This is a genomic window from Rhodovastum atsumiense (assembly GCF_937425535.1).
GTDB classification, from domain to species: domain Bacteria; phylum Pseudomonadota; class Alphaproteobacteria; order Acetobacterales; family Acetobacteraceae; genus Rhodovastum; species Rhodovastum atsumiense.
The window spans coordinates 2221806-2241194 of record NZ_OW485601.1 but is presented as its reverse complement, the minus strand read 5'-3'; the positions used below and the strand labels follow the sequence as shown (position 1 = coordinate 2241194).

The 19389-nt window shown below is 70.1% G+C and carries 19 protein-coding genes and 1 riboswitch; of the genes, 13 read left to right on the top strand and 6 right to left on the bottom strand.

The window, feature by feature from the left end:
* Positions 1 to 47 precede the first annotated feature (47 nt).
* Complete coding sequence (locus NBY65_RS10215; protein ID WP_150045656.1) at positions 48 to 941, bottom strand: metal ABC transporter solute-binding protein, Zn/Mn family; 894 nt, start codon at positions 939 to 941, stop codon at positions 48 to 50.
* A 201-nt stretch (positions 942 to 1142) separates the two neighbouring features.
* On the opposite strand from NBY65_RS10215, the gene rpiA reads away from it, so the two are divergent.
* Positions 1143 to 1877, top strand: coding sequence for a ribose-5-phosphate isomerase RpiA (gene rpiA, locus NBY65_RS10210; protein ID WP_150045657.1), 735 nt, complete (start codon positions 1143 to 1145; stop codon positions 1875 to 1877).
* Positions 1878 to 1901: 24 nt separating this feature from the next.
* Here rpiA and NBY65_RS10205 read toward each other — a convergent pair whose 3' ends face one another.
* A complete protein-coding gene (locus tag NBY65_RS10205) occupies positions 1902 to 2990 on the bottom strand; it encodes an energy transducer TonB (RefSeq protein WP_150045658.1) in 1089 nt (362 codons plus the stop codon).
* Positions 2991 to 3246: 256 nt separating this feature from the next.
* Between NBY65_RS10205 and NBY65_RS10200 the strand changes: the two genes are divergently transcribed.
* From NBY65_RS10200 to NBY65_RS10185, 4 genes are all read left to right on the top strand, one after another.
* Positions 3247 to 3909, top strand: coding sequence for an iron transporter (locus NBY65_RS10200; RefSeq protein WP_239003265.1), 663 nt, complete (start codon positions 3247 to 3249; stop codon positions 3907 to 3909).
* Between the two features lie 7 nt (positions 3910 to 3916).
* On the top strand, positions 3917 to 4261 hold the full coding sequence (locus tag NBY65_RS10195) for a cupredoxin domain-containing protein (protein WP_150045659.1): 345 nt from the start codon (positions 3917 to 3919) through the stop codon (positions 4259 to 4261).
* Positions 4262 to 4271: 10 nt separating this feature from the next.
* A complete protein-coding gene (locus NBY65_RS10190; protein ID WP_203330755.1) occupies positions 4272 to 5687 on the top strand; it encodes a 4Fe-4S binding protein in 1416 nt (471 codons plus the stop codon).
* 107 nt (positions 5688 to 5794) lie between these two features.
* Positions 5795 to 7219, top strand: coding sequence for a carbohydrate porin (locus NBY65_RS10185; RefSeq protein WP_250265655.1), 1425 nt, complete (start codon positions 5795 to 5797; stop codon positions 7217 to 7219).
* A gap of 52 nt (positions 7220 to 7271) precedes the next feature.
* Here the strand turns inward: NBY65_RS10185 and NBY65_RS10180 are convergent, their stop codons facing one another.
* The 4 genes from NBY65_RS10180 to NBY65_RS10165 all read right to left on the bottom strand — a co-directional run bounded on the left by NBY65_RS10180 (position 7272) and on the right by NBY65_RS10165 (position 9909).
* Entirely contained in the window at positions 7272 to 7454 is a 183-nt protein-coding gene (locus tag NBY65_RS10180; protein ID WP_150042374.1) for a hypothetical protein, read from the bottom strand.
* 30 nt (positions 7455 to 7484) lie between these two features.
* The gene (locus tag NBY65_RS10175; RefSeq protein WP_162530673.1) at positions 7485 to 7628 is read right to left on the bottom strand and encodes a hypothetical protein; all 144 of its coding nucleotides are present in this window, start codon (positions 7626 to 7628) and stop codon (positions 7485 to 7487) included.
* Between the two features lie 25 nt (positions 7629 to 7653).
* Positions 7654 to 8529, bottom strand: coding sequence for an SH3 domain-containing protein (locus NBY65_RS10170; RefSeq protein WP_162530672.1), 876 nt, complete (start codon positions 8527 to 8529; stop codon positions 7654 to 7656).
* 417 nt (positions 8530 to 8946) lie between these two features.
* Positions 8947 to 9909, bottom strand: coding sequence for a divergent polysaccharide deacetylase family protein (locus NBY65_RS10165; protein ID WP_150042372.1), 963 nt, complete (start codon positions 9907 to 9909; stop codon positions 8947 to 8949).
* Between the two features lie 151 nt (positions 9910 to 10060).
* Positions 10061 to 10261: riboswitch (cobalamin riboswitch) on the top strand.
* A gap of 146 nt (positions 10262 to 10407) precedes the next feature.
* Here NBY65_RS10165 and NBY65_RS10160 point away from each other — a divergent pair.
* The 8 genes from NBY65_RS10160 (at position 10408) to NBY65_RS10125 (ending at position 19294) form a co-directional block, all read left to right on the top strand.
* On the top strand, positions 10408 to 11862 hold the full coding sequence (locus tag NBY65_RS10160; RefSeq protein ID WP_250265654.1) for a cobyric acid synthase: 1455 nt from the start codon (positions 10408 to 10410) through the stop codon (positions 11860 to 11862).
* Between the two features lie 104 nt (positions 11863 to 11966).
* Positions 11967 to 13040, top strand: coding sequence for a nicotinate-nucleotide--dimethylbenzimidazole phosphoribosyltransferase (cobT, locus tag NBY65_RS10155; RefSeq protein ID WP_150042370.1), 1074 nt, complete (start codon positions 11967 to 11969; stop codon positions 13038 to 13040).
* Entirely contained in the window at positions 13037 to 13792 is a 756-nt protein-coding gene (locus NBY65_RS10150; RefSeq protein WP_203330569.1) for an adenosylcobinamide-GDP ribazoletransferase, read from the top strand. Before cobT ends, NBY65_RS10150 begins: the two co-directional genes overlap by 4 nt.
* Positions 13793 to 13802: 10 nt before the next feature.
* Complete coding sequence (gene cobC, locus NBY65_RS10145; RefSeq protein ID WP_150042369.1) at positions 13803 to 14333, top strand: alpha-ribazole phosphatase family protein; 531 nt, start codon at positions 13803 to 13805, stop codon at positions 14331 to 14333.
* Between the two features lie 205 nt (positions 14334 to 14538).
* Positions 14539 to 15585: a hypothetical protein gene (locus NBY65_RS10140; RefSeq protein WP_150042368.1), complete on the top strand. Its 1047-nt coding sequence runs from the start codon at positions 14539 to 14541 to the stop codon at positions 15583 to 15585.
* A 277-nt stretch (positions 15586 to 15862) separates the two neighbouring features.
* Positions 15863 to 16507 (top strand): class I SAM-dependent methyltransferase, encoded by a 645-nt coding sequence (locus tag NBY65_RS10135; protein WP_239002891.1) that lies wholly within the window; start codon positions 15863 to 15865, stop codon positions 16505 to 16507.
* Positions 16508 to 16628: 121 nt separating this feature from the next.
* On the top strand, positions 16629 to 17969 hold the full coding sequence (hmgA, locus tag NBY65_RS10130) for a homogentisate 1,2-dioxygenase (protein ID WP_150042367.1): 1341 nt from the start codon (positions 16629 to 16631) through the stop codon (positions 17967 to 17969).
* A gap of 83 nt (positions 17970 to 18052) precedes the next feature.
* On the top strand, positions 18053 to 19294 hold the full coding sequence (locus NBY65_RS10125) for an ABC transporter substrate-binding protein (RefSeq protein WP_150042366.1): 1242 nt from the start codon (positions 18053 to 18055) through the stop codon (positions 19292 to 19294).
* Positions 19295 to 19389: the final 95 nt, after the last annotated feature.

Sequence of the window (19389 nt, the reverse complement as noted above, 5' to 3'; positions counted from 1 at the left end):
GCCGCATCATCGCGCCTTGCGAAAGTTCCGGATTTCGCCGCAGGATATCAGTTTGCCATCATGGCTTTCACGAACAGCGGCACATTGTGACGGAACATTTTCAGATAAGTATCCGCGGGCCCGCCCGGCTGTGAGAGCGCGTCGGAATAGACTGCCGGGCCGAGCACGGCGCCGCTTTCCCGTGCCACCGTGCGAGCGATGCGCGGGCTCGTCATGTTCTCCACGAAGACGGCCTTGATGCCTTCCTCATGGATGAGTTTCACCAATGCCGCGATGCTCGCCGCGGAGGGTTCCGATTCGGTGCTGATGCCTTCGATGCCATGGAACTCGATCCCGTAACGTGCCCCGAAATAGCCGAACGCATCGTGGCTGGTGAGAATGCGGCGCTTGCCGGGAGGCACTGCGGCAATCTGCTTTTCGATCCAGGCATCGGTCTCGGCGATGCGACGGGCATAGTCGGCGGCCGCAGCCCGGAACGCCGCCGCATGGTCGGGCACTGCCTTGGCCAGTCCCTCGCCGATGTTGCGGGCATAGATGACGCCGTTGCGCGGATCCTGCCAGGCATGCGGATCGGTTGCCACTTGCCCGCTTTCCTCGCGCATGGTCCGCGACGTCACGCCCTCGGTCGTGGTGACGACCGGCCCCTGATAGCCGGAGGCCGGCAGCAGGCGTTGCATCCACCCTTCGAAGGCAAGGCCGTTGATCACCACAAGACGTGCGCTGTGTACCGCCTGTAGATCGGAGGGGCGCGGCTCGTAGGTGTGGGCATCGCCATCGGGTGGTACCAGGGAGCGCACCGAGACGGCCGAGCCGCCGATCTGGCGAACCATGTCGGCGAGAATGGAGAAACTGGCCACGACCGGCACGGTCTGCTCTGCGCGTGCGATGGGGCCGGCGATGGCGGCTCCGGCCAGAGTGAACAGCATCCTGCGTCGATACATGGCGCCTTCCTTTGCATCTGCATTCGCCGGATGCCGGCACGGTGGGGAGTGGACCAGGCGGTTCCGTCGCTGACCTTGAGTGTAATGTTATAACGTTATATCCCTGGCGTCCAGGCCCGTGGCGGATGGCGGCGGTTGAAGCCGCCCCCGCGCGCCACAGGTCATGGTCGCGAGGACGAACCCGTTTCATGGAGGCAGTGCATGGGCGACGAGACCGCGACATCCATGCTGAAGCGTCAGGCCGCGGAGCACGCCGTGGCGTTCGTCCAGTCGGGGATGACCGTCGGGCTGGGGACCGGTTCGACCGCGATCTTCGCCACGCGCCACATTGCCGCCCTGTTGCAGGAAGGGGCGCTGCGTGAGGTCGTCGCCTTCGCCACCTCGGTGGCCGTTCGGCGCGAAGCTGAAAGCCTCGGCATTCCCCTGCTTGCCGACGACATGCCGCGTGCGATCGACCTGACCATCGACGGCGCCGACGAGATCGATCCACGGCTCGACCTGATCAAGGGCGGCGGCGGCGCGCTGCTGCGCGAGAAGATCGTGGCCGAGGCAAGCCGCCGCGTCATCATCGTCGCCGATGACGGCAAGCTGTCCCCGTGCCTCGGCACGCGCTGGCCGGTGCCGGTGGAGGTGCTGCCCTATGGCTGGCAGTCGCAGGCGCGCTACCTGGCCACGCTCGGCGCGGAGGTGGCGCTGCGCCGGGACGCGGCCGGCGCCGAGCTGCGCACCGACCAGGGCAACCTGATCCTGGACTGCCGGTTCGGTCCGATTGCCGATGCCGCGGACCTGGCGCGGTCACTCGCCGCCCGTGCCGGGATCATGGAGCACGGGCTGTTCCTCGGCATCGCGCATGACGTGGTCATCGCCGGTTGCGACGGCATCCGGCACCTGCGTCGCGGCGGCGGGGGCGCAGCCGGACTGGAGGGACGTCCATGACCCGGATGGCGGCGCGACCCGGCCTCAGTGCCGGACCAGGATGAAGTTCAGCGTCAGCAGCAGGTCGGCGCGATCCTGCGGTGTCGACAGCGGGAATGGCGGCAGCATCGCATTGCGGAAGATCGCGAGCGAGCCCAGGTCCAGCCACTGGCTGCCCGAGCGCATCTCCAGCTCGACCTTCTCCACCCGGCCGGAGCGGTTGACGACCACACGGATGCGTGTGGTGCCGTCCTCGCCCGCCGCCGCCGCCTGTGGCGGGTAGTAGCTGTGGCGGTTCCACCACTCGTGCAGTTGCCGCAGCCAGTCATCGCCGAGATCCGCGCCCTCGACCCGGACCATGCCGTTGGCCACGGTGGGATTGCGCGGGATCGCGCCCTTGCTCGCGCGGGCCGCCGGGCCGATGGCGAGGTCCATGCCCCGCATGCGCGGCGGCGAGGCGGGCGCGGACGGCGCGGCCCGCAGCACGGCGGCCGAGCCGAAATCCAATGACCGGGCCATGGGCTGCGGAAAGGCGGGCGACGGGCGGGGTGCCGCCGTCGTGGGTGGCCTCGGCACGGACAGTGCCGCCTGTCGCTGCGGCATGGGCGCGGGTTCCGGCGGCGGGATCGGTGGCGTGGGCAGTGGTTCTTCCGCCTCTGACGGCGCCTGTGCGCTGGCGGGCGGCGCCGGTGGCTGGGCGGGGATCTCGGCCGGGCGAGGCGCGGGGGCGGGTGGCGGTGGAGGCGAGGCAGGGGCGGGTTCGACCGCTGCCCTCGGCGCGGGCGCCGGCGTGGGTTCGGGGGTTGGCTGCGGGGGCGATGGGGTCGGCAGCGGCGGTGCTGGGACCCCGTTCCTGCCGGCCTCCGGGCTGGTCGGGTTGGGTTCGGGGGTTGGTGAGGGCGCCGCATCCGGGCTGCCGGGCTCGACCATCACCATGTCCACCGAGGGCGGCTGGGCGGCCTGCGGCAGTGTCACCTCGCGCTGCGGGTGGACCAGGATGGCGATGAGGATTGCCAGGTGCAGCAGCAGCGACAGCACCACCCAGGACGGCAGGCGCCAGCGCCGCGCGTGCCGTGACCTGGTGGCGGACCGCCGGTGCCGGCGGGCGGCGGTCATGCTGTCTGCCAGTCGCATTCCCGGATCCCTGGGGCCTGCAAATCCCATCGTCATCCTACGAATGGGGGAAGGTGTCGCCGGGGCCGGGCGGGCACGGAAGCGGGTGCAGCCCGGGGCCGGGGGAAGCAGGACGACGCAGCAAGGAATCTGGTGTCAAGGAACGGCAATCCAACCGTTGGGCCGATGGACCGGCGTGACGGCCGCCGGAGGCAAGGGGGCTCCGGGGCGGCAGCAACCTATCAGGCTGGGGCGGGGGTTCCCAGGGGCGCATTCGATGGCGCATTCGATGGCGCACTCGGTAGGGCAGAGCTTCTCGCTTCCGAGATTGCAATTGCAAGTTACTTGCAATTGCGCTAGCCAGCCCTGCGTCATTGTTCCGTTTCGTCCAGAGGCCATCATGCGCATCCCCCGACTGCTTCCCCTGACTCTTGCCGCCCTTGCGCTCGCCGGCGGCACCGCCTTCGCGCGCGAATACCCGATCGGCAAGCCGGTCAAGCAGTCCGGCATGGAAATCGGCACTGTCTATCTGCAGCCGATCGAAATGGATCCGCTGGGCATGATGCGTGCCGCCGCTGACTCCGACGTCCATCTCGAAGCCGACATCAAGGCCACCGCCGGCAACCGCAACGGCTTTCCCGACGGCGAGTGGGTGCCGGCCCTGGCCGTGCGCTACGAGGTGGTCAGGATCGACAACGGCCAGAAGGTCGAAGGCGACATGATGGCGATGGTCGCCAATGACGGCCCGCATTATGGGGACAACGTGAAACTGTTTGGTCCGGGCAAGTACAAGCTGACGGTGACCATTGCCCCCCCGGGCGAGATGCAGCATTTCGGCCGCCATGTCGACAAGGAGACCGGCGTCGGTCCGTGGTTCAAGCCGTTCCAGGTTTCCCATGAATTCACCTTCGCCGGCATCGGCAAGAAGGGCGGCTACTGAGGCCCGCATGCAGGGGCGCTTCCTCCTTCTGGTCAACGCGCTGGCTTTTGCCGGCGCGCTGGCCGCGGCGCCGGTTGCCCGGGCCGACGAGATGCCGGTGTTCCGCATCATCATGAAGGACGGCACCATCGAGCCGACGCGGCTGGAGGTTCCCGCGAACCAGCCATTCAAGCTGGAAATCAGCAATACCGGCGTGTCGCCGGTGGAATTCGAAAGTGCATCGCTGCACAAAGAGAAAGTATTGATCGGCGGTGCTACGTCGAGTCTTGTGTTTCGGCGACTCGCTCCTGGTGAGTACGATTTCTTCGATGACTTTCACCCGGATGCCAAGGCCGTTCTGATTGCGCGCTAGGATCAGTTCCGTGTCGTCGGTCATGCTTGCCCGCCCGCCGGGCCGCGTCGCGCTGCACCAGGCGCTGGCGCGGTTCGGCGACTGGCTCGCCCGCAACCGGCACCGGATCCGGATCCTGCAATGGGGGGTCGTCGGCTGCTACGTGGTGCTGGTGGCGGTGCCGGCCTTCCTGCCGCTGCCGCCGCGCACCGCGCATGTGTGGAACGACCTGACCCTGTTCGCCCAGTTTGCCTTCTGGGGCATCTGGTGGCCCTTCGTGCTGCTCAGCATGGTGCTGGTCGGGCGCAGCTGGTGCGGCCTGTTCTGCCCGGAAGGCGCGCTCAGCGAATTCGCCAGCCGCCGCAGCCTCGGCCGGGCGGTGCCGCGCTGGATCACCTGGCGCGGCTGGCCCTTCGTCGCCTTCGTCGCCACCACCGTCTACGGCCAGATGGTCAGCGTCTACCAGTATCCGGCGCCGGTGCTGGTGGTGCTCGGCGGCTCGACGCTGGCGGCGATCGCGGTCGGGCTGGTCTATGGCCGCAACAAGCGGGTCTGGTGCCGCTATCTCTGCCCGGTCAACGGCGTGTTCGACCTGCTCGCCCGCCTTGCCCCTGTTCATTTCCGGGTCGATCCGGTGGCGTGGCAGGCTTCGCAACGCCGCCGCGAGATTCCGCCGCCGGTGAACTGCGCGCCGCTGGTGCCGATCCGCACCATGACCAGCGCCGGCGGTTGCCATATGTGCGGCCGCTGCAGCGGCTTCCGCGACGCCATCACCCTCGCCGCCCGCTCCCCCGCCCACGAGGTCGTGCACGTGGCCGGCTCCCGCGCCAATCCCTGGGAAACGGCGCTGATCCTGTTCGGCCTGATGGGGGTGGCGGTCGGTGCCTTCCACTGGTCGTCCAGCCCCTGGTTCATCGCCGCCAAGCAATTCGCCGCCGACTGGCTGGTCGAGGCCGGCGTGCTCTGGCCGCTGGAGCGCTCGGCGCCGTGGTGGCTGCTGACTGACTATCCCGCGCAGAACGACGTGCTGTCGCTGCTCGATGGCGCCATGCTGCTGGCCTATGTCGGCGCCACCGCGCTGGCCTGGGGCCTGTCGCTTGCCGCCCTGCTGGCCGCGGGCGTGCGCCTCGCCGGTCCCTGGTCCTGGGGCCGTTTCCATCATCTCGCCCAGACGCTGATCCCGATGGCCGGCTGCGGCGTCTTCCTTGGCCTCAGTGCCACCACCATCACCCTGCTGCATGCCGAGGGCGTGAGCGTCCCGGGCCTCGCTGTCATCCGTGCCTTGCTGCTGGCCGGCGCGCTGGCCTGGTCGAGCTGGCTGGCCTGGCGGGTCGGCGGCACCTGGCCCGTCGCCAATCGGATCCACCGGGCCGCGACCACGGGCTGTGTTGCGCTTGCCGCCGGCTTCTCGGCCTTCGCCTGGGTTCTGCTGTTCTGGGTGTGGTGATGCCCCTCGTGCCCCTCCGTACCTCCCGCGAACGTCGAAAGAAGCGTAGATCCACGATGCATCCGCATTCATCATTCCGTCCGGCCGTCCTGGCATCATCGCCTGCGGTGTCCCGGTCCCTCCTCGCCTTGCTGCTTGCGAGCGTCGCCGCGCTGCCGGCGCTGGCGCAGACACCACTTCCGGCCGCCCCCGAAACCCGTGAGCAGCAGCCGCTCGGTGCCGGCCCGCAGACCGGGGCCGAGCCGGAAAAAGGCTTCTGGGAACGCGAGCACATGCTCGGTGATCTCGGCGGGCTCCGCTCCCGGCTGGAGGATGCCGGCGTCACCCTGACCCTGCAGGAGACCAGCGAGGTGCTCGGCAATGTCAGCGGCGGCTTCCGCCAGGGCGCGGTCTACGAGGGCGCCACGCTGATGGGGGTGCAGGTCGATACCGGGAAGGCGTTCGGCCTGCCCGGCGGCACCTTCAACGCCAGCGCCTACCAGATCCACGGCCGTGGCCTGAGTTCCAACAACATCGGCAACATCAACACCGTCAGCGGCATCGAGGCCACCCGCGCCACCCGGCTGTTCGAGCTGTGGTACGAGCAGGCGCTGTTCGACGACCGCGTCTCGGTGCGCGTCGGCCAGCAGGCGGCCGACCAGGAATTCCAGGTTTCCCAGTATGGCGGGCTGTTCATCAATGCATCGTTCGGCTGGCCGACCCTGGCGGCGGTAGACCTGCCCTCCGGCGGCCCGGCCTATCCGCTGGCCACCCCCGGCGTGCGGCTGAAGGTGAAGCCGCGCGAGGATCTCGCTGTCCTGCTCGGCGTCTACAGCGGCGACCCCGCCCCGGTCGGGGAGAATCCGGATCCGCAGGTGCGCAACCCCTCCGGCACCTCGTTCACCCTGAACCGCGGCGTCTTCGTCATCGGCGAGGTGCAGTACAGCATCAACGGCGGCGAGGACGCGACCGGGCTTCCCGGCACCTACAAGGTCGGTGGCTGGTACAACTCCAACCAGTTCTCCGACCAGCGCTATGCCAATGACGGCCTGCTGCTCGCCGATCCGTCGAGCAGCGGGGTGGCGCTGGGCCGCACCAACAACTGGAGCCTCTATGCCGTGGCCGACCAGATGGTCTGGCGCAAGCCCGGCACCAAGGACCAGGGCATCGGCGTGTTCGGCCGCATCACCGGCACCACCAATGACCGCAATCCGGTGAACTTCTTCATGAACGTGGGCGTCACCTGGAAGGGGGCGATCCCCGCCCGCGAGGACGACACGATCGGGTTGGGCATCGGCTATGCCCATATCGGTGCCAAGGCCCGCCGCTACGATCGCGACGTGACGTATTTCACCGATGCGTCCTATCCGATCCGCAACAGCGAGACGGTGCTGGAACTGACCTACCAGGCGCAGGTCACGCCATGGCTGATCGTGCAGCCGGACTTCCAGTACGTGTTCCGCCCGGCCGGCGGCGTGCCCGATCCGCTCGATCCCACCAAGCGCATCGGCGACGCCGCCATCTTCGGACTGCGCAGCACCATCACCTTCTGACGCGGCTTGGGCCCCATGCCGTTTCGGCATGGGGCCCGGCCGCTTGTCCCGTTCAGGCCCGGGTCCACAGCAGAACCAGTTCGCCCAGCAGGGCCAGCAAGACCCGCGCGAACAGCCCCAACGCCGCCGCGACCGCGCCGGCAGGGGGCGGGTTCACCGTGCGGAAGGCAAGGCCGCGCCGCACCCCGCCGAGGAAGGCCAGGATGGTGGCCGCCCACAGCACGGTCAGGTCCACCAGCCTTGTGGTGGTTCGGCCCTCGGCATGTCAGGCCAGCGCGGCCCCAATCAGGATCAGCACCGTGGCGCCGTAGCCGAGCAGCATGCCGGAAAGGGGCGTGCCCGCGGGCTCCTGCGGCCCGCCGCGGCGGCCGGGGTATCCTCTAGGGCCGTCTGCATCGCCCTTGAACATGGAAGGGCAACGTGCCGGCCGCGATCTATTGCCGTTGCACCATGCTGCTGTGGATCCACCCCCACGGCGCGGCGTCGCCGACCTGATACCAGCCGCCGGGCGCTTCCCCGAAGACCCGCAAGGTCGTGTCCCTGGGCACGACGCGGATGACCTCGCCGCCGCCGCTCGGGCCTGCGCGCAGGTTTCCGGGCTGCCGCAGCACCACGCTGCCGGAGGCCGGCGCCCTGGCCGGTGTGTCAGCCGTGACCTTGGGCGGGGTTGGTTCGCGCGCCGGCGTGACGGCCGGCGGGTGCGGCACCTCCCGGGGGGGCGGCGGAGGGGGCGGGGCTTCCCGCGGGCTGGCCGTTGCCGGGTCCTTCGTGGCCGTGCGCTCGCGGCGGGGCGGGGGCTGGGCATGGCCGCTGTCCGCCGGGGTGGCGGCCGACGCCGCCGGCGGCGTGGCCGCAGGTTCGGTCGCGGCCGTCGCCGGGGGCTGGGGTGCGCTCGCGGCGGTGGGTGGTGGAGGCGGCGGCGGCCCGCCGTTCTCGTAGCAGTAGGTGATCATCTTGGCCCACACCCGGTTTGCTGCCTCGACCGTCTCGGCAACGGTCTGGTCCACCTGGAAGCCGGGGGGTTTCGCGCCGGATCCGTCCTCGTAGGACACCACGGAGACGAACAGCGTGAACATGCCGCCATTGCCGCGCGCAAGGTCGACCTGGCCGCAGACGGCGATCTGCCGTGGCATGGCCTGCGGATACACCTGCACGCCGCGGATCCTGACGGCGGGCGGCGAGTCCGAAAGGGCACGCAGGTTCTGCTCGACGAGCTGCCGGGCATAGCCGGTCATGTCGAAGGCCGGCTGCAACGTCTCCTGCTTTTTATCGTCCTTGCATCCGGCAAGCAGCAGAGCCGGCAGGCTCACAGCGGCAACGATCCTGGTCCAGCGCATGCGCACATGAAGCCTTTCTGATCCTGGACCGGAGGGCGAGACGGCAGCTCGGCGGGCCAGCAGAGAGAAACGGTCAAACTCGAAGGTCAACTTATAGGGTTTCAGCGCCATGATCGGCACCGGGCCAGTCCGTGGCTGCCCGCAAGGCGGCCGCGCGGAATTTTCGCTAGTGCCGCGGTTTTGGCAGAAAGTAGCTGGGGTAAGCAGGATTGGTTCCTGTTTTCGCATCACGATTCACGTGACAAAACGCACATATTCCTCGTGAGCGGAGCACAGGTGTTCCGTTCGCGGTGCTACTTCCCGTTGCTGCTTCGATGCTGGTCTTTGATTTGATCGGGCTCGCCAGCCAGGGGCCGCCGCGGCCGCGTCGGGGGCCGCGGCGCAGGGGGGTCAGGCGGAGCCCAGGGTCGAGAGGTCGATCCGGTTGCGGAACGCCACGGACGCCGAGACCGGCCACAGCACGAACCCCTTGGCGGCCACGCCGGGCAGCCAGGCCGCCAGCCCGTCCAGGGTCTTCGGATGCGGATGGCCGATGGCGATGGCGTAGCCGCGATGCCGCGCGATGTGCTCCACCCGCGCGAGCTGCTCCATCACCGAATAGGTGCCCTTCACCGGGTCGAGGAAGATGTCGTTGCCCGCGGCCGGCACGCCGGCCTGCAGCGCGCAGGGCAGGCCCTGGCTGTGCGGGATCACCACGCTGTCAAGGAACAGCATGCCCTGCCGGTGGGTCTCGGCCGCCACCAGTGACATCAGGGCGGGGTCGCGCGTCGCCACGCTGCCCATGTGGTTGTTCAGCCCCACCGCCTCCGGCACCGCCGCGATCGCCGTGCGCAGCCGCGCCAGGTTCACTTCCGGGCGCAGGTCGATGCGCAGCGGATCGGGCCCGGTCTGGCTGGTGCTGTTGGAGAAGGACTGCATCGGCATGTGCAGCAGCGCCTCGTGGCCCCGGGCGGCGGCGGCGGCCACCTGCTCGGGCAGGCGCGGCGCGAACGGGAACCAGGCCAGCGTCAGCGGCCCCGGCAGCGCCACCGTGCGCTCCGTCAGGCGCGTCGCCCCGAGGTCGTCGATGACGATGCTGATCACCGGTTTCCCCTCGGCGGCGGCGGGGGAGATGGCATAGCGGCGCCAGGGCGGCAGCAGCGTGGCCGGACGGGCCGGTACTGTCGGCGGCAACACCGCCGGCTGCAGCACCGGCGTGGTCAGCGCCACCGGCTGCGGCACCGGGGCAGGCGGCGGCGGGGCCGCCGGGGCCGGCGCTGGCGCCGGCGAGCTCGTCAACAGGGGCACGGCCCCGAGCGCTGCCGCACCGCCGATCAGGCCCGCCACCACACCACGCCGCAGCATCATGGTCATCGTCCGTTGAAATCCTGCTTCACCCTGTCTCATAGCTTCCCTGACCAGGACATTCCAATGTCCTGATTGCCGGGCCGCTTCGCGCCATGCCGATACGCCCGCGCAATCGCCGCGCGGTTGGACCGGTTGCGTGCCGGGGCGATCGGGCCTAACACCTGGGGCAGGCGCCGGTGCCCGCAAGGGCTGAAACGGGAACGCGCCCGGGCCGCAATGGCAGTCCGGGGCGCGGCTGCTCCCGCAACTGTTGGCAGCGAGCCGGGTCCAACGAGCCATTGCCTCGCCACCGGGGTGAGAAGGCGGACACCGGCGAGGACCTGCGAGCCAGGAAACCGGCCGGCGTCGAGAATGCGCGCGTGCGCCCGGGCGGGATGAACCGGACGCGGCGGGAGAAAGACCCGCAGGCGGCACTCGCCGTATCGGATCGGCCGCGGTGCAGCCCACCCGGCACGCCTGCAGGACGCCATGCATGCCCGACGATCCCCCTGTCAGAGAGGTCCCATGAAGGCGCTTGGCGTGCTCGGCACCGGATCGGGTGCCGGCAAAAGCTGGATGACCGCGGCGCTGTGCGCCTGGCTGCGCCGCGAAGGCGTGCGCGTCGCGCCATTCAAGGCGCAGAACATGTCCAACAACGCCTGGGTCACCCTCGACGGCGGCGAGATGGCACGCGCCCAGGCGGTGCAGGCCGAGGCCTGCGGCCTGCTGCCGACGGTGGAGATGAACCCGGTGCTGCTCAAGCCTTCCGGCGGCATGGGATCGCAGGTGATCGTGCTCGGCCGCGCCGAGGGCCATTGCGCCGCCCGCGATTATTACGGCCGCGCCGAGCGGCTCTGGCAGGTCGTCGCCGACACGTTGGAAACCTGGCGGTCACGCTGCGACGTGCTGGTGATGGAAGGCGCCGGCAGTCCGGTGGAACTGAACCTGATGGCCCGCGACATCGCCAACCTGCGGCCGGTCCGCCACCTGGACGGACGCTGGCTGCTGGTGGGCGACATCGACCGCGGCGGCATCTTCGCCCAGCTCGCCGGCACCTGGGCCCTGCTGGACGAGGCGGATCGCGCCCGCTGCCTCGGCGCCATCGTCAACCGCTTCCGTGGCGACGCGTCGCTCTTTCCAGACCCGCAATCCTGGCTCGCCCCCTACGCGCCCGGCTTCCCCGTGCTCGGCACCGTGCCGCTGCGCCGCGACCTGCAGCCCGAGGAGGAGGACGGCTTCTCCGCCGCCGACCAGGATCGCGGACAGGGCGACACCCTGGCCTGGGTGCGCACCCCGCACGCTTCCAACCTCACCGACTGCCAGCCCTGGTGGGACGATGCCGGCGTGCGCGTGCGCTGGACCGAGGACGCCGACGTGCTGGCCCGCGCCCGCGCCATCGTGCTGCCGGGCTCGAAGAACACCATCGCCGACCTGCGCTGGCTGCGCGCCCGCGGCCTGGACCGGGTGATCCGCGACGCCGCCGCCGCCGGCACGCTCGTGGTCGGGCTGTGCGGCGGCTACCAGATGCTGGGGGAATGGCTGCACGATCCCACGGGCGTGGCCGGGGATGCCGGCGACGAAGCCGGGCTCGGCCTGCTGCCGGTGGCCACCACCTTCCACGCCGCCAAGACCCTGCGCGCGACCGAAGCCGAATGCGACGGTGACCGCTGGTCCGCCTACGAAATCCACATGGGCGAAACCATCGCCACCGGGCCCTGCACGCCCCTGCACCAGGTGTGGAACGACGGAACCCCACGCCCGGAAGGGACACAGGCTGGGCGGGTCTGGGGCACCTACCTGCACGGCTGGTTCGAATCCCCCCGCTCCCGCGCCCGCCTTGCCACGGCCGCGGGGTTCACAGACTACAAACCACATGCCGTTCCTTGGGCGGAACAGCGCCGCGCGCTCTACGCCGCCATGGCCGAACACGTCGCCGCACACGTCAACCTTGATCCGGTGCGGCGATACCTTGGGATCTGAACGCCCGGGGCGCTGCCCCGGCCCCGGCAGGAGGCTTTGCCTCCTGCACCTCCACCAAGGGCCAAAGGCCCTTGGATCCCCTTTTTCCCCGAAGTGACACCTCCATGAGCCATCCCGCGTCCTGGCAGGCCCCCGCGATCCCGCCGCTTGCCCACGATCTCACCACCGCCCTGCAGGCCCGCATCGACGCCAAGACCAAGCCACCCGGCTCATTGGGCCGGCTCGAAGACCTCGCGCTGCGGCTCGGGTTGATGCAGGGCACCACACGGCCGGTGCTGACCGCGCCGGCGGTGCTGGTCTTCGCCGGCGACCACGGCTTCGCCCGCGACGGCGTCAGCCCTTTTCCGCCGGAAGTGACGCCGCAAATGGTGGCCAACTTCCTCGCGGGCGGCGCCGGCATCAACGTGTTCGCCCGCCTCGCCGGCCTGCCGGTGAAGGTGATCGACGCCGGCGTCGCCGTCGACCTGCCGCCCCATCCCGACCTGATCGACCTCAAGGTCCGCCATGGCACCCGCAACGCCCTGCAGGAGACCGCGCTCACGCCGGACGAGGTCGCGCTCTGCCTCGACCGCGGCGGACAGGTGGTGGCCGACCTCGCCGCCCGGGGCTGCAACGCCATCCTGCCGGGCGAGATGGGCATCGGGAATTCCTCGGCCGCCGCGCTGATCACCAGCGCCCTGCTCGATATCCCGCTTGCCGACTGCGTCGGCATCGGCGCCGGGCACGACCCGGCCGGACACGCCCGCAAGCGCGAGATCCTGGCGCGGGTGCAGGCCCGCCACCCCGGCGTGCGCGACCCGCTGGAAGCGCTCGCCGCCTTCGGCGGTTGCGAGATCGCCATGATGGCCGGCGCCATGCTGGCGGCAGCATCGCGGCGCATGCTGGTGCTGGTGGACGGCATCATCGCCACCTCGGCCGCCCTCGTCGCCGCCCGGCTCGCGCCGGCCATGCTCGACTACGCCGTGTTCGCCCATGTCTCGGGCGACGGCCCGCATCGCCTCGCCGTCGAGGCCCTCGGTGGGCGCCCGCTGCTCGATCTGGGCCTGCGCCTGGGCGAAGGCACCGGCGCGGCCCTGGCCTGGCCGCTGGTGCGCGCCGCCGCCGGCTTCCTGGAGGAGATGGCGACCTTCGAGGCCGCCGGGGTCAGCGAACGGACGGGCGTGGCGCCGCAGCCATGACGCTGCTGGTCCGCGAGGCGCGCGCCGTCTGGGCGGCGGCGATGTTCTTCACCCGGGTGCCGCTGCCCTCGCTGCCGGAGCTGGTTCCCGAGGACCAGCGCCGCGCCAGCGCCTACTGGCCCCTGGTCGGCGCGGCGGTGGGGGCGGCGGTCGCCGGCGTCTGGGCGGTGTCGGCGACGCTGTTCCCGCCCGGCGTGGCGGTTGGCCTGGCCCTGGCCGCGGGGCTGCTGCTGACCGGCGCGCTGCACGAGGATGGCTTCGCCGATGTCTGCGACGGCTTCGGCGGCGGCACGACGCGGGACCGCGTGCTGGAGATCATGCGCGATTCCCGCATCGGCGCCTTCGGGGCGATCGGGCTGGTGATGCTGCTCGGGCTGAAATGGCAGGCCATGGCCGCCTTGCCGCCGGCACTGCTGCCCGCCGCGGTCATCGCCGCGCATGCGCTCAGCCGCGGCGCCGCGGTGGCGATGATGGTGGTGCTGCCCTATGCGCGCACCGACGCCAGCCGCGCCCGCCCGATCGTGGGCCATCCCGGGGCGCGGCTGATCGGCGTTGCCATCACCGCCCTGATGCCCTTGCTGCTCCTGCCGCCCCCTGCCCGGCTGGCCGGACTGGTGGTGGTGGCCGGCATCTGGGGGCTGTGCTTCCTGTGGTTCCGCCATCGCCTCGGCGGCTACACCGGGGATTGCCTGGGCGCCCTGCAGCAACTGGGCGAGATCGGAATGCTGCTCGCCGTGCTGGCGCAGGCATGAGACTGGCCCCATGAAACTTATCCTGGTGCGCCATACCGCGGTCGCGGGCGTGCAGGGCCTGTGCTACGGCCGCACCGAGGTCGCGCTGGCCGACAGCTTCCCGGCCGATGCCGAAGCGGTGCGCGCCGCCCTCCCGCCCGGTCCCTGGGTGCTCCAGGCCAGCCCCGCGCAACGTTGCCGCCGGCTCGCGGACCGGCTGGGCGGTCCGGTCGGCATCGATCCGCGGCTGCACGAACTCGATTTCGGCGCCTGGGAAGGCCAAAGCTGGGACGATCTGCCGCGCCCGGAGCTCGACCGCTGGTGTGCCGGCTTCGTCACCCTCTCCCCGCCCGGCGGTGAATCCTTCACCGATCTCGCCACCCGTGCCCTGGCCTTTGCCGCCGACATGGCACGCCGCCATCCCGGCGCCTGCGTGGTGGCCGTGACCCATGCCGGGGTCATCCGGGCCCTGCTCGCGGCCCGGCGCGGCATCCCCTATGCCGATGCCTTCAGCATCGCCGTCCCCCCCGGCAGCGTGCACCGTCTCGAAGCCGCCGCCTGATCCGCCCCCTCCTGCAAGGTTGGCCCGGGGTCACGCCGCTGCGCGCGCGGGATCGGGAATGAAAACGCGTGGCCGCTTGTTCATAAACGAACCAAAAAGAAAATTGACCTACGCCATTCGAATCGCCTAACAGTAGAACACAAGCAAAACATCAGCGGTTTTGCGATATATAACTATCGTCAACCATTTATGAGAGGCGGCCGGCGTGACTCGCCAGGTACTGACGTCCCCGAGTTTTCTCCAGTGTGACCGAGACTGGCTAGAGTTCGCCTCTGCGCGTGCGACTGAAATCACCGCGGAACTCCAGCAGACGTTCCTCAAGCCTTGCGCTCTGGCCATCCAGGAACGCAGCGAGGCAGAGCGCTACGTGGTCGCGGCGTCCGCTGCGGATTTCCCCCTCGACGACTTCCAGAAGCAGTTGGCGACCATGGCCCGCGGCATGGAAATGGCCGCCGCTGCCGAGGAAAAATACCAGAACGCCATCAGGACATTCCTGCTTTCCAACGAGACCTGGGGCAATCTGTTGCTGCGCTACGTGGGCAGCCTGTTCGCCCCCGAGGCCCGCGAAACCGTCCGCAGCGAACTGAGCGAAAAGCTGAGCGGTGCCTCTGTCGATCCGCGGACGGCACAGGAGCATTTCCGGCTTGAACGGGCCCCCGCGCTTGAACTGGTGGCGAACGCGGGCGAGCACGCGGCGCTCTGGATGGTCGAAGCCTGGCTGACGGCGCTGCTGCAGGACCGGCTTCCCAATACCGCGGTGCTGGAGGCGGCGGGTGGCTATGCCCAGGCCGTCAAGCCGCGTCGCGCGGTGTTCGGGCGCAATCTGGACCTGAAGGTGGCCGGCCGCAGATGCCGGCTGGAACTGCAGGTGCCGGAACGCACCAAGAAGCCGCCGGTGCTGATCTGGCCGGCGGTGCTGGGGGCGGACCTTCCCGCCGCGGTCGACAAGCCGCTGGACTGGGCGGTCAAGGTCGGTGCCTCGCATGTCGAGTTCACCGACGAAACCTGCGTGATGGATGTCGGCCAGTGGGTGGTGCGCCTGCCGCTCTCTATCGCGGGCAAGGCTTTCCTGGCGGACATGGCCCGCAAGCTGGGCCAGCAGGAGACGATGTTCTTCAGCTTCGCCGGCGTGCCGGAGGGGGCCGAGTCGTTGCGCCTGTTCCGGGAAAGGATCAGCCTGGATCGCTACCGCTATACCGTGTCCCTTTACTATCCGGTCCAGGCGCCCATCCTCAAACCGAAGGTCGCCTGAGACCGCCCGGGTCGGCGCCGGTCATGACATCATCGCGATGGCCGGTCCGGCCTGGGGGGGCAGGATGGTGCCGATCCAAAGGCACGGGCAGGAAGATGGGGCCGGCCTCGCTTCCCCGCCCGGCATGAAACCATTCCGACGCGACCCCGACCGACAGATGTCACGCAGCCTGCATCGGACCGTCACCGAAGAGACATGGTGGGTCGCGTAAACGCCGCCTGCGACGCGCGATACGCGGCCCTGGTGGCCGCGGGCGCAGTGACAGGAGCGATGACGGATGATGACGGACGGCGTGCAGAGCGTGCTTGCGCGGGTTGAGTTCTCCACGCCCGGCATCGACGAGCCTCCGGCCCAGCCCACGGCCGTTGCCCGTCCGGCCTTGTTCCTGCGCCGGTGGCTCGCGCATCCGTTGCGCACCGCCTCCATCGTGCCGTCCTCGGAGACGCTGTGCCGCCATATCGCCCGCCTCGCCTGGCCGGCGCCGGGCAAGGCGGTGCTCGAACTCGGCGCCGGCACCGGCGTGGTGGCCCGTGCCATGCTGGCGGCGGGCCTGGCGCCGGAGCGCCTGATCCTGGTGGAGATCGACCCGCAGATGGCCGCCCACCTGCGCGCCTGCTTTCCCGAGGCCACGGTGATCGAGGGCGATGCGCGGGCCCTGCCGGAGCTGCTGCCGGCCCGCTGGCAGGGGCGGATCGGCAGCGTCATCTGCGGCCTGCCGCTGGTCATGCTGCCGATTGAGGAGCAGCGCCGCTTCATCGACGCCATGACCGCGGTGGCGCCGGGGCGCGGGTTCCTGCAGTACAGCTATTGCCTGACCTCGCCGCTGCCGGCGCGCCGCCACGGGCTGGTCGCCCGCCGCGAGGCCTGGACTCCGCTGAACCTGCCGCCGGCGAGCGTCTGGCGCTATTCCTCGGCCGCCTGACCGGGCCGTCATCGCCGGCCTGGACATCCGGCGGCGCGACCGCATCTCCGCCTGATCCCTGCAAGGATGCCGACCGTGAACGGTCGCCACCTTGTGGGGCTCAGGGAGGAGAACACCATCCATGTCCGGCTTCGCCAGCCCCCGCGCTCAGGCCGAGGCAACGACGTCGCCCGGCTATCTCTCGGGTTTCGGCAACGGCTTCGAGACCGAGGCGCTGCCCGGCGCCCTGCCCGTCGGCCGCAATTCGCCGCAGCGCTGCGCCTACGGACTCTATGCCGAGCAGCTCAGCGGCTCGCCCTTCACCGCGCCACGCGCTGCCAACCAGCGTTCCTGGCTGTACCGCATCCGCCCGAGCGTGCGGCACTGGGGCCGCTTCGAGAAGATCGATGCCGGCTGGTGGCGCACCGCGCCCTGCACCGAGGTCGAGCCGCCGATCGCGCCGATGCGCTGGGATCCCATTCCCATCCCCGAGGCGAAGCTGTCCTTCATCGACGGCGTGCACAGCATCACCACCGCCGGCGATGCCGCGATGCAGAGCGGCATGGCCGCGCATGTCTACCTGGTCACCCGCTCGATGCAGGACGAGGCGTTCAGCAACGCCGACGGCGAGATGCTGTTCGTGCTGCAGCAGGGCGGGATGCGCTTCGTCACCGAGTTCGGCGTCATTGATGCCGCGCCCGCCGAGATCGTCGTCATCCCGCGCGGCGTGAAGCTGCGCGTGGAACTCCGGGACGGGCCGGCGCGCGGTTATCTCTGCGAGACCTACGGCAGCCCCTTCACCTTGCCCGAGCGCGGCCCGATCGGCGCCAATTGCCTCGCCAATCCCCGCGACTTCCTCACCCCCGTCGCCGCCTACGAGGACCGTGAGACGCCGTGCCGGCTGGTGGTGAAATGGGGCGGCACGCTGTGGCGCACCGATCTCGATCATTCCCCCTTCGACGTGGTCGCCTGGCATGGCAACTACGTGCCCTACAAATACGACCTGCGGCGCTTTTCGCCGGTGGGGCCGCTGCTGTTCGACCATGCCGATCCCTCGATCTTCACCACGCTCACCGCGCCCTCGGAGATACCGGGTACCGCGAACGTCGATTTGGTGATCTTCCCGGAACGCTGGATGGTGGCCGAGGACACGTTTCGCCCGCCCTGGTACCACGTGAACATCATGAGCGAGTTCATGGGGCTGGTCTTCGGCCAGTATGATGCCAAGCCGCATGGCTTCGTGCCCGGCGGGTTTTCGCTGCACAACTGCATGCTGCCCCACGGCCCCGATGCCGCCGCCTTTGCCGCCGCGAGCGAGGCGGAGCTGAAACCCCACAAGCTTGCGGACACCCTGGCCTTCATGTTCGAGACCCGCTTCCCGCAACGGTTGACGCAGTACGCCGCCGCGCTGCCCGGGCTGCAGCAGGACTACCTCGCGTGCTGGAGCGGGCTGCGCCGGCACTTCACGCCCGGGCGGAGGTGACAGGCGCCGGGCGATTGCATAATGCGAAGCCGTTACGACCGGTTCATGGTCGTACCTGACCGGCGAGAAGGAGAGGCCCCTCGATGATCATCCCCCGCCGTGGCGCTCTTTGCGGGGCACTCGCCGCCGCCGTGCCTCTGTCGCGGGCCCGTGGGCAGGACGCGGCGGTGCTGCGCCTCGGCGTACTCACCGACCTGTCCGGGCCGTTTCGCGACACCGCCGGTCCGGGCGCGGTCGCGGGCGTGCGGCTGGCCGCCGAGGAGGCGCAGGCCGCCCTGCCCGGCCTGCGCGTGGAGGTGCTGCAGGCCGACCACCAGAACAAGGCGGATGTCGGCGCCGGCATCGCCCGGCAATGGTTCGATCGCGACGATGTCGATGCCATCGTCGATGTGCCGAACAGTGCCGTGGGCCTGGCGATCGCCGGGGTGGCCCAGGAAAAGGACAAGGTGTTCCTCGCGACCGGTGCCGCCACCACCGACCTGACCGGCCCGCGCTGCGCCCCCACCACGGTGCACTGGACCTTCGATACCTACATGCTCGCCCGCTCCACCGGCGGGGCGCTGGTGCAGGCGGGGCACGACCGCTGGTTCTTCCTGGTCGCTGACTATGCCCTCGGCCATTCCCTGCAGCGCGACGCCACCGGCGTGATCGAGGCGGCGAAGGGCCGGGTGCTGGGGGCGGTCCGCTATCCCTTCCCGCAGACCACCGATTTCTCTTCCTTCCTGCTGCAGGCACAGAGCAGCGGCGCCAGGGTGCTCGCCCTGGCCAATGCCGGCGCGGACACCATCAACGCCATCAAGCAGGCCGCCGAGTTCGGCCTGACCCGGCCCGGTGCCGGCGGCATGCGCATCGCCGCCATGCTGATCTTCATCGGCGACGTCCACGCCCTTGGCCTGCGGGCGGCGCAGGGGCTGTTGCTGACCGAGAGCTTCTACTGGGATCTCGACGACCGCACCCGCGACTTCACCCGGCGTATCCTGCCGAAGATGCGGCCGGACTGGCGGCCGAACATGGAACATGCCGGCTCTTACGCGGGGGCGCTGCACTACCTCAAGGCCGCTCACGCCCTCGGGGCCGCGGCGGCGAAACGCTCCGGCAGCGCCACGGTTGCCCGCATGAAGGCGATGCCCACCGACGATGACGCTTTCGGCCCCGGCCATATCCGCGAGGACGGGCGCAAGCTGCACCCCGCCCACCTGTTCATGGTGAAGTCGCCCGCCGAGAGCCGGGGGCCATGGGATTATTACAAACGGGTCGCGACCACGCCGGCCGAACAGGCGGCACGCCCGCTCGGGGCCGGTGGCTGCCCGATGCTGCGGACCTGAGCCGAGGCTCCTGCCCCCCGAACCGGGATCCAAGGGCTTTGCCCGTCGTGCGCAGCACGCCTTCGCGTGACGTGGAGGTCCAGGAGGCAACGCCT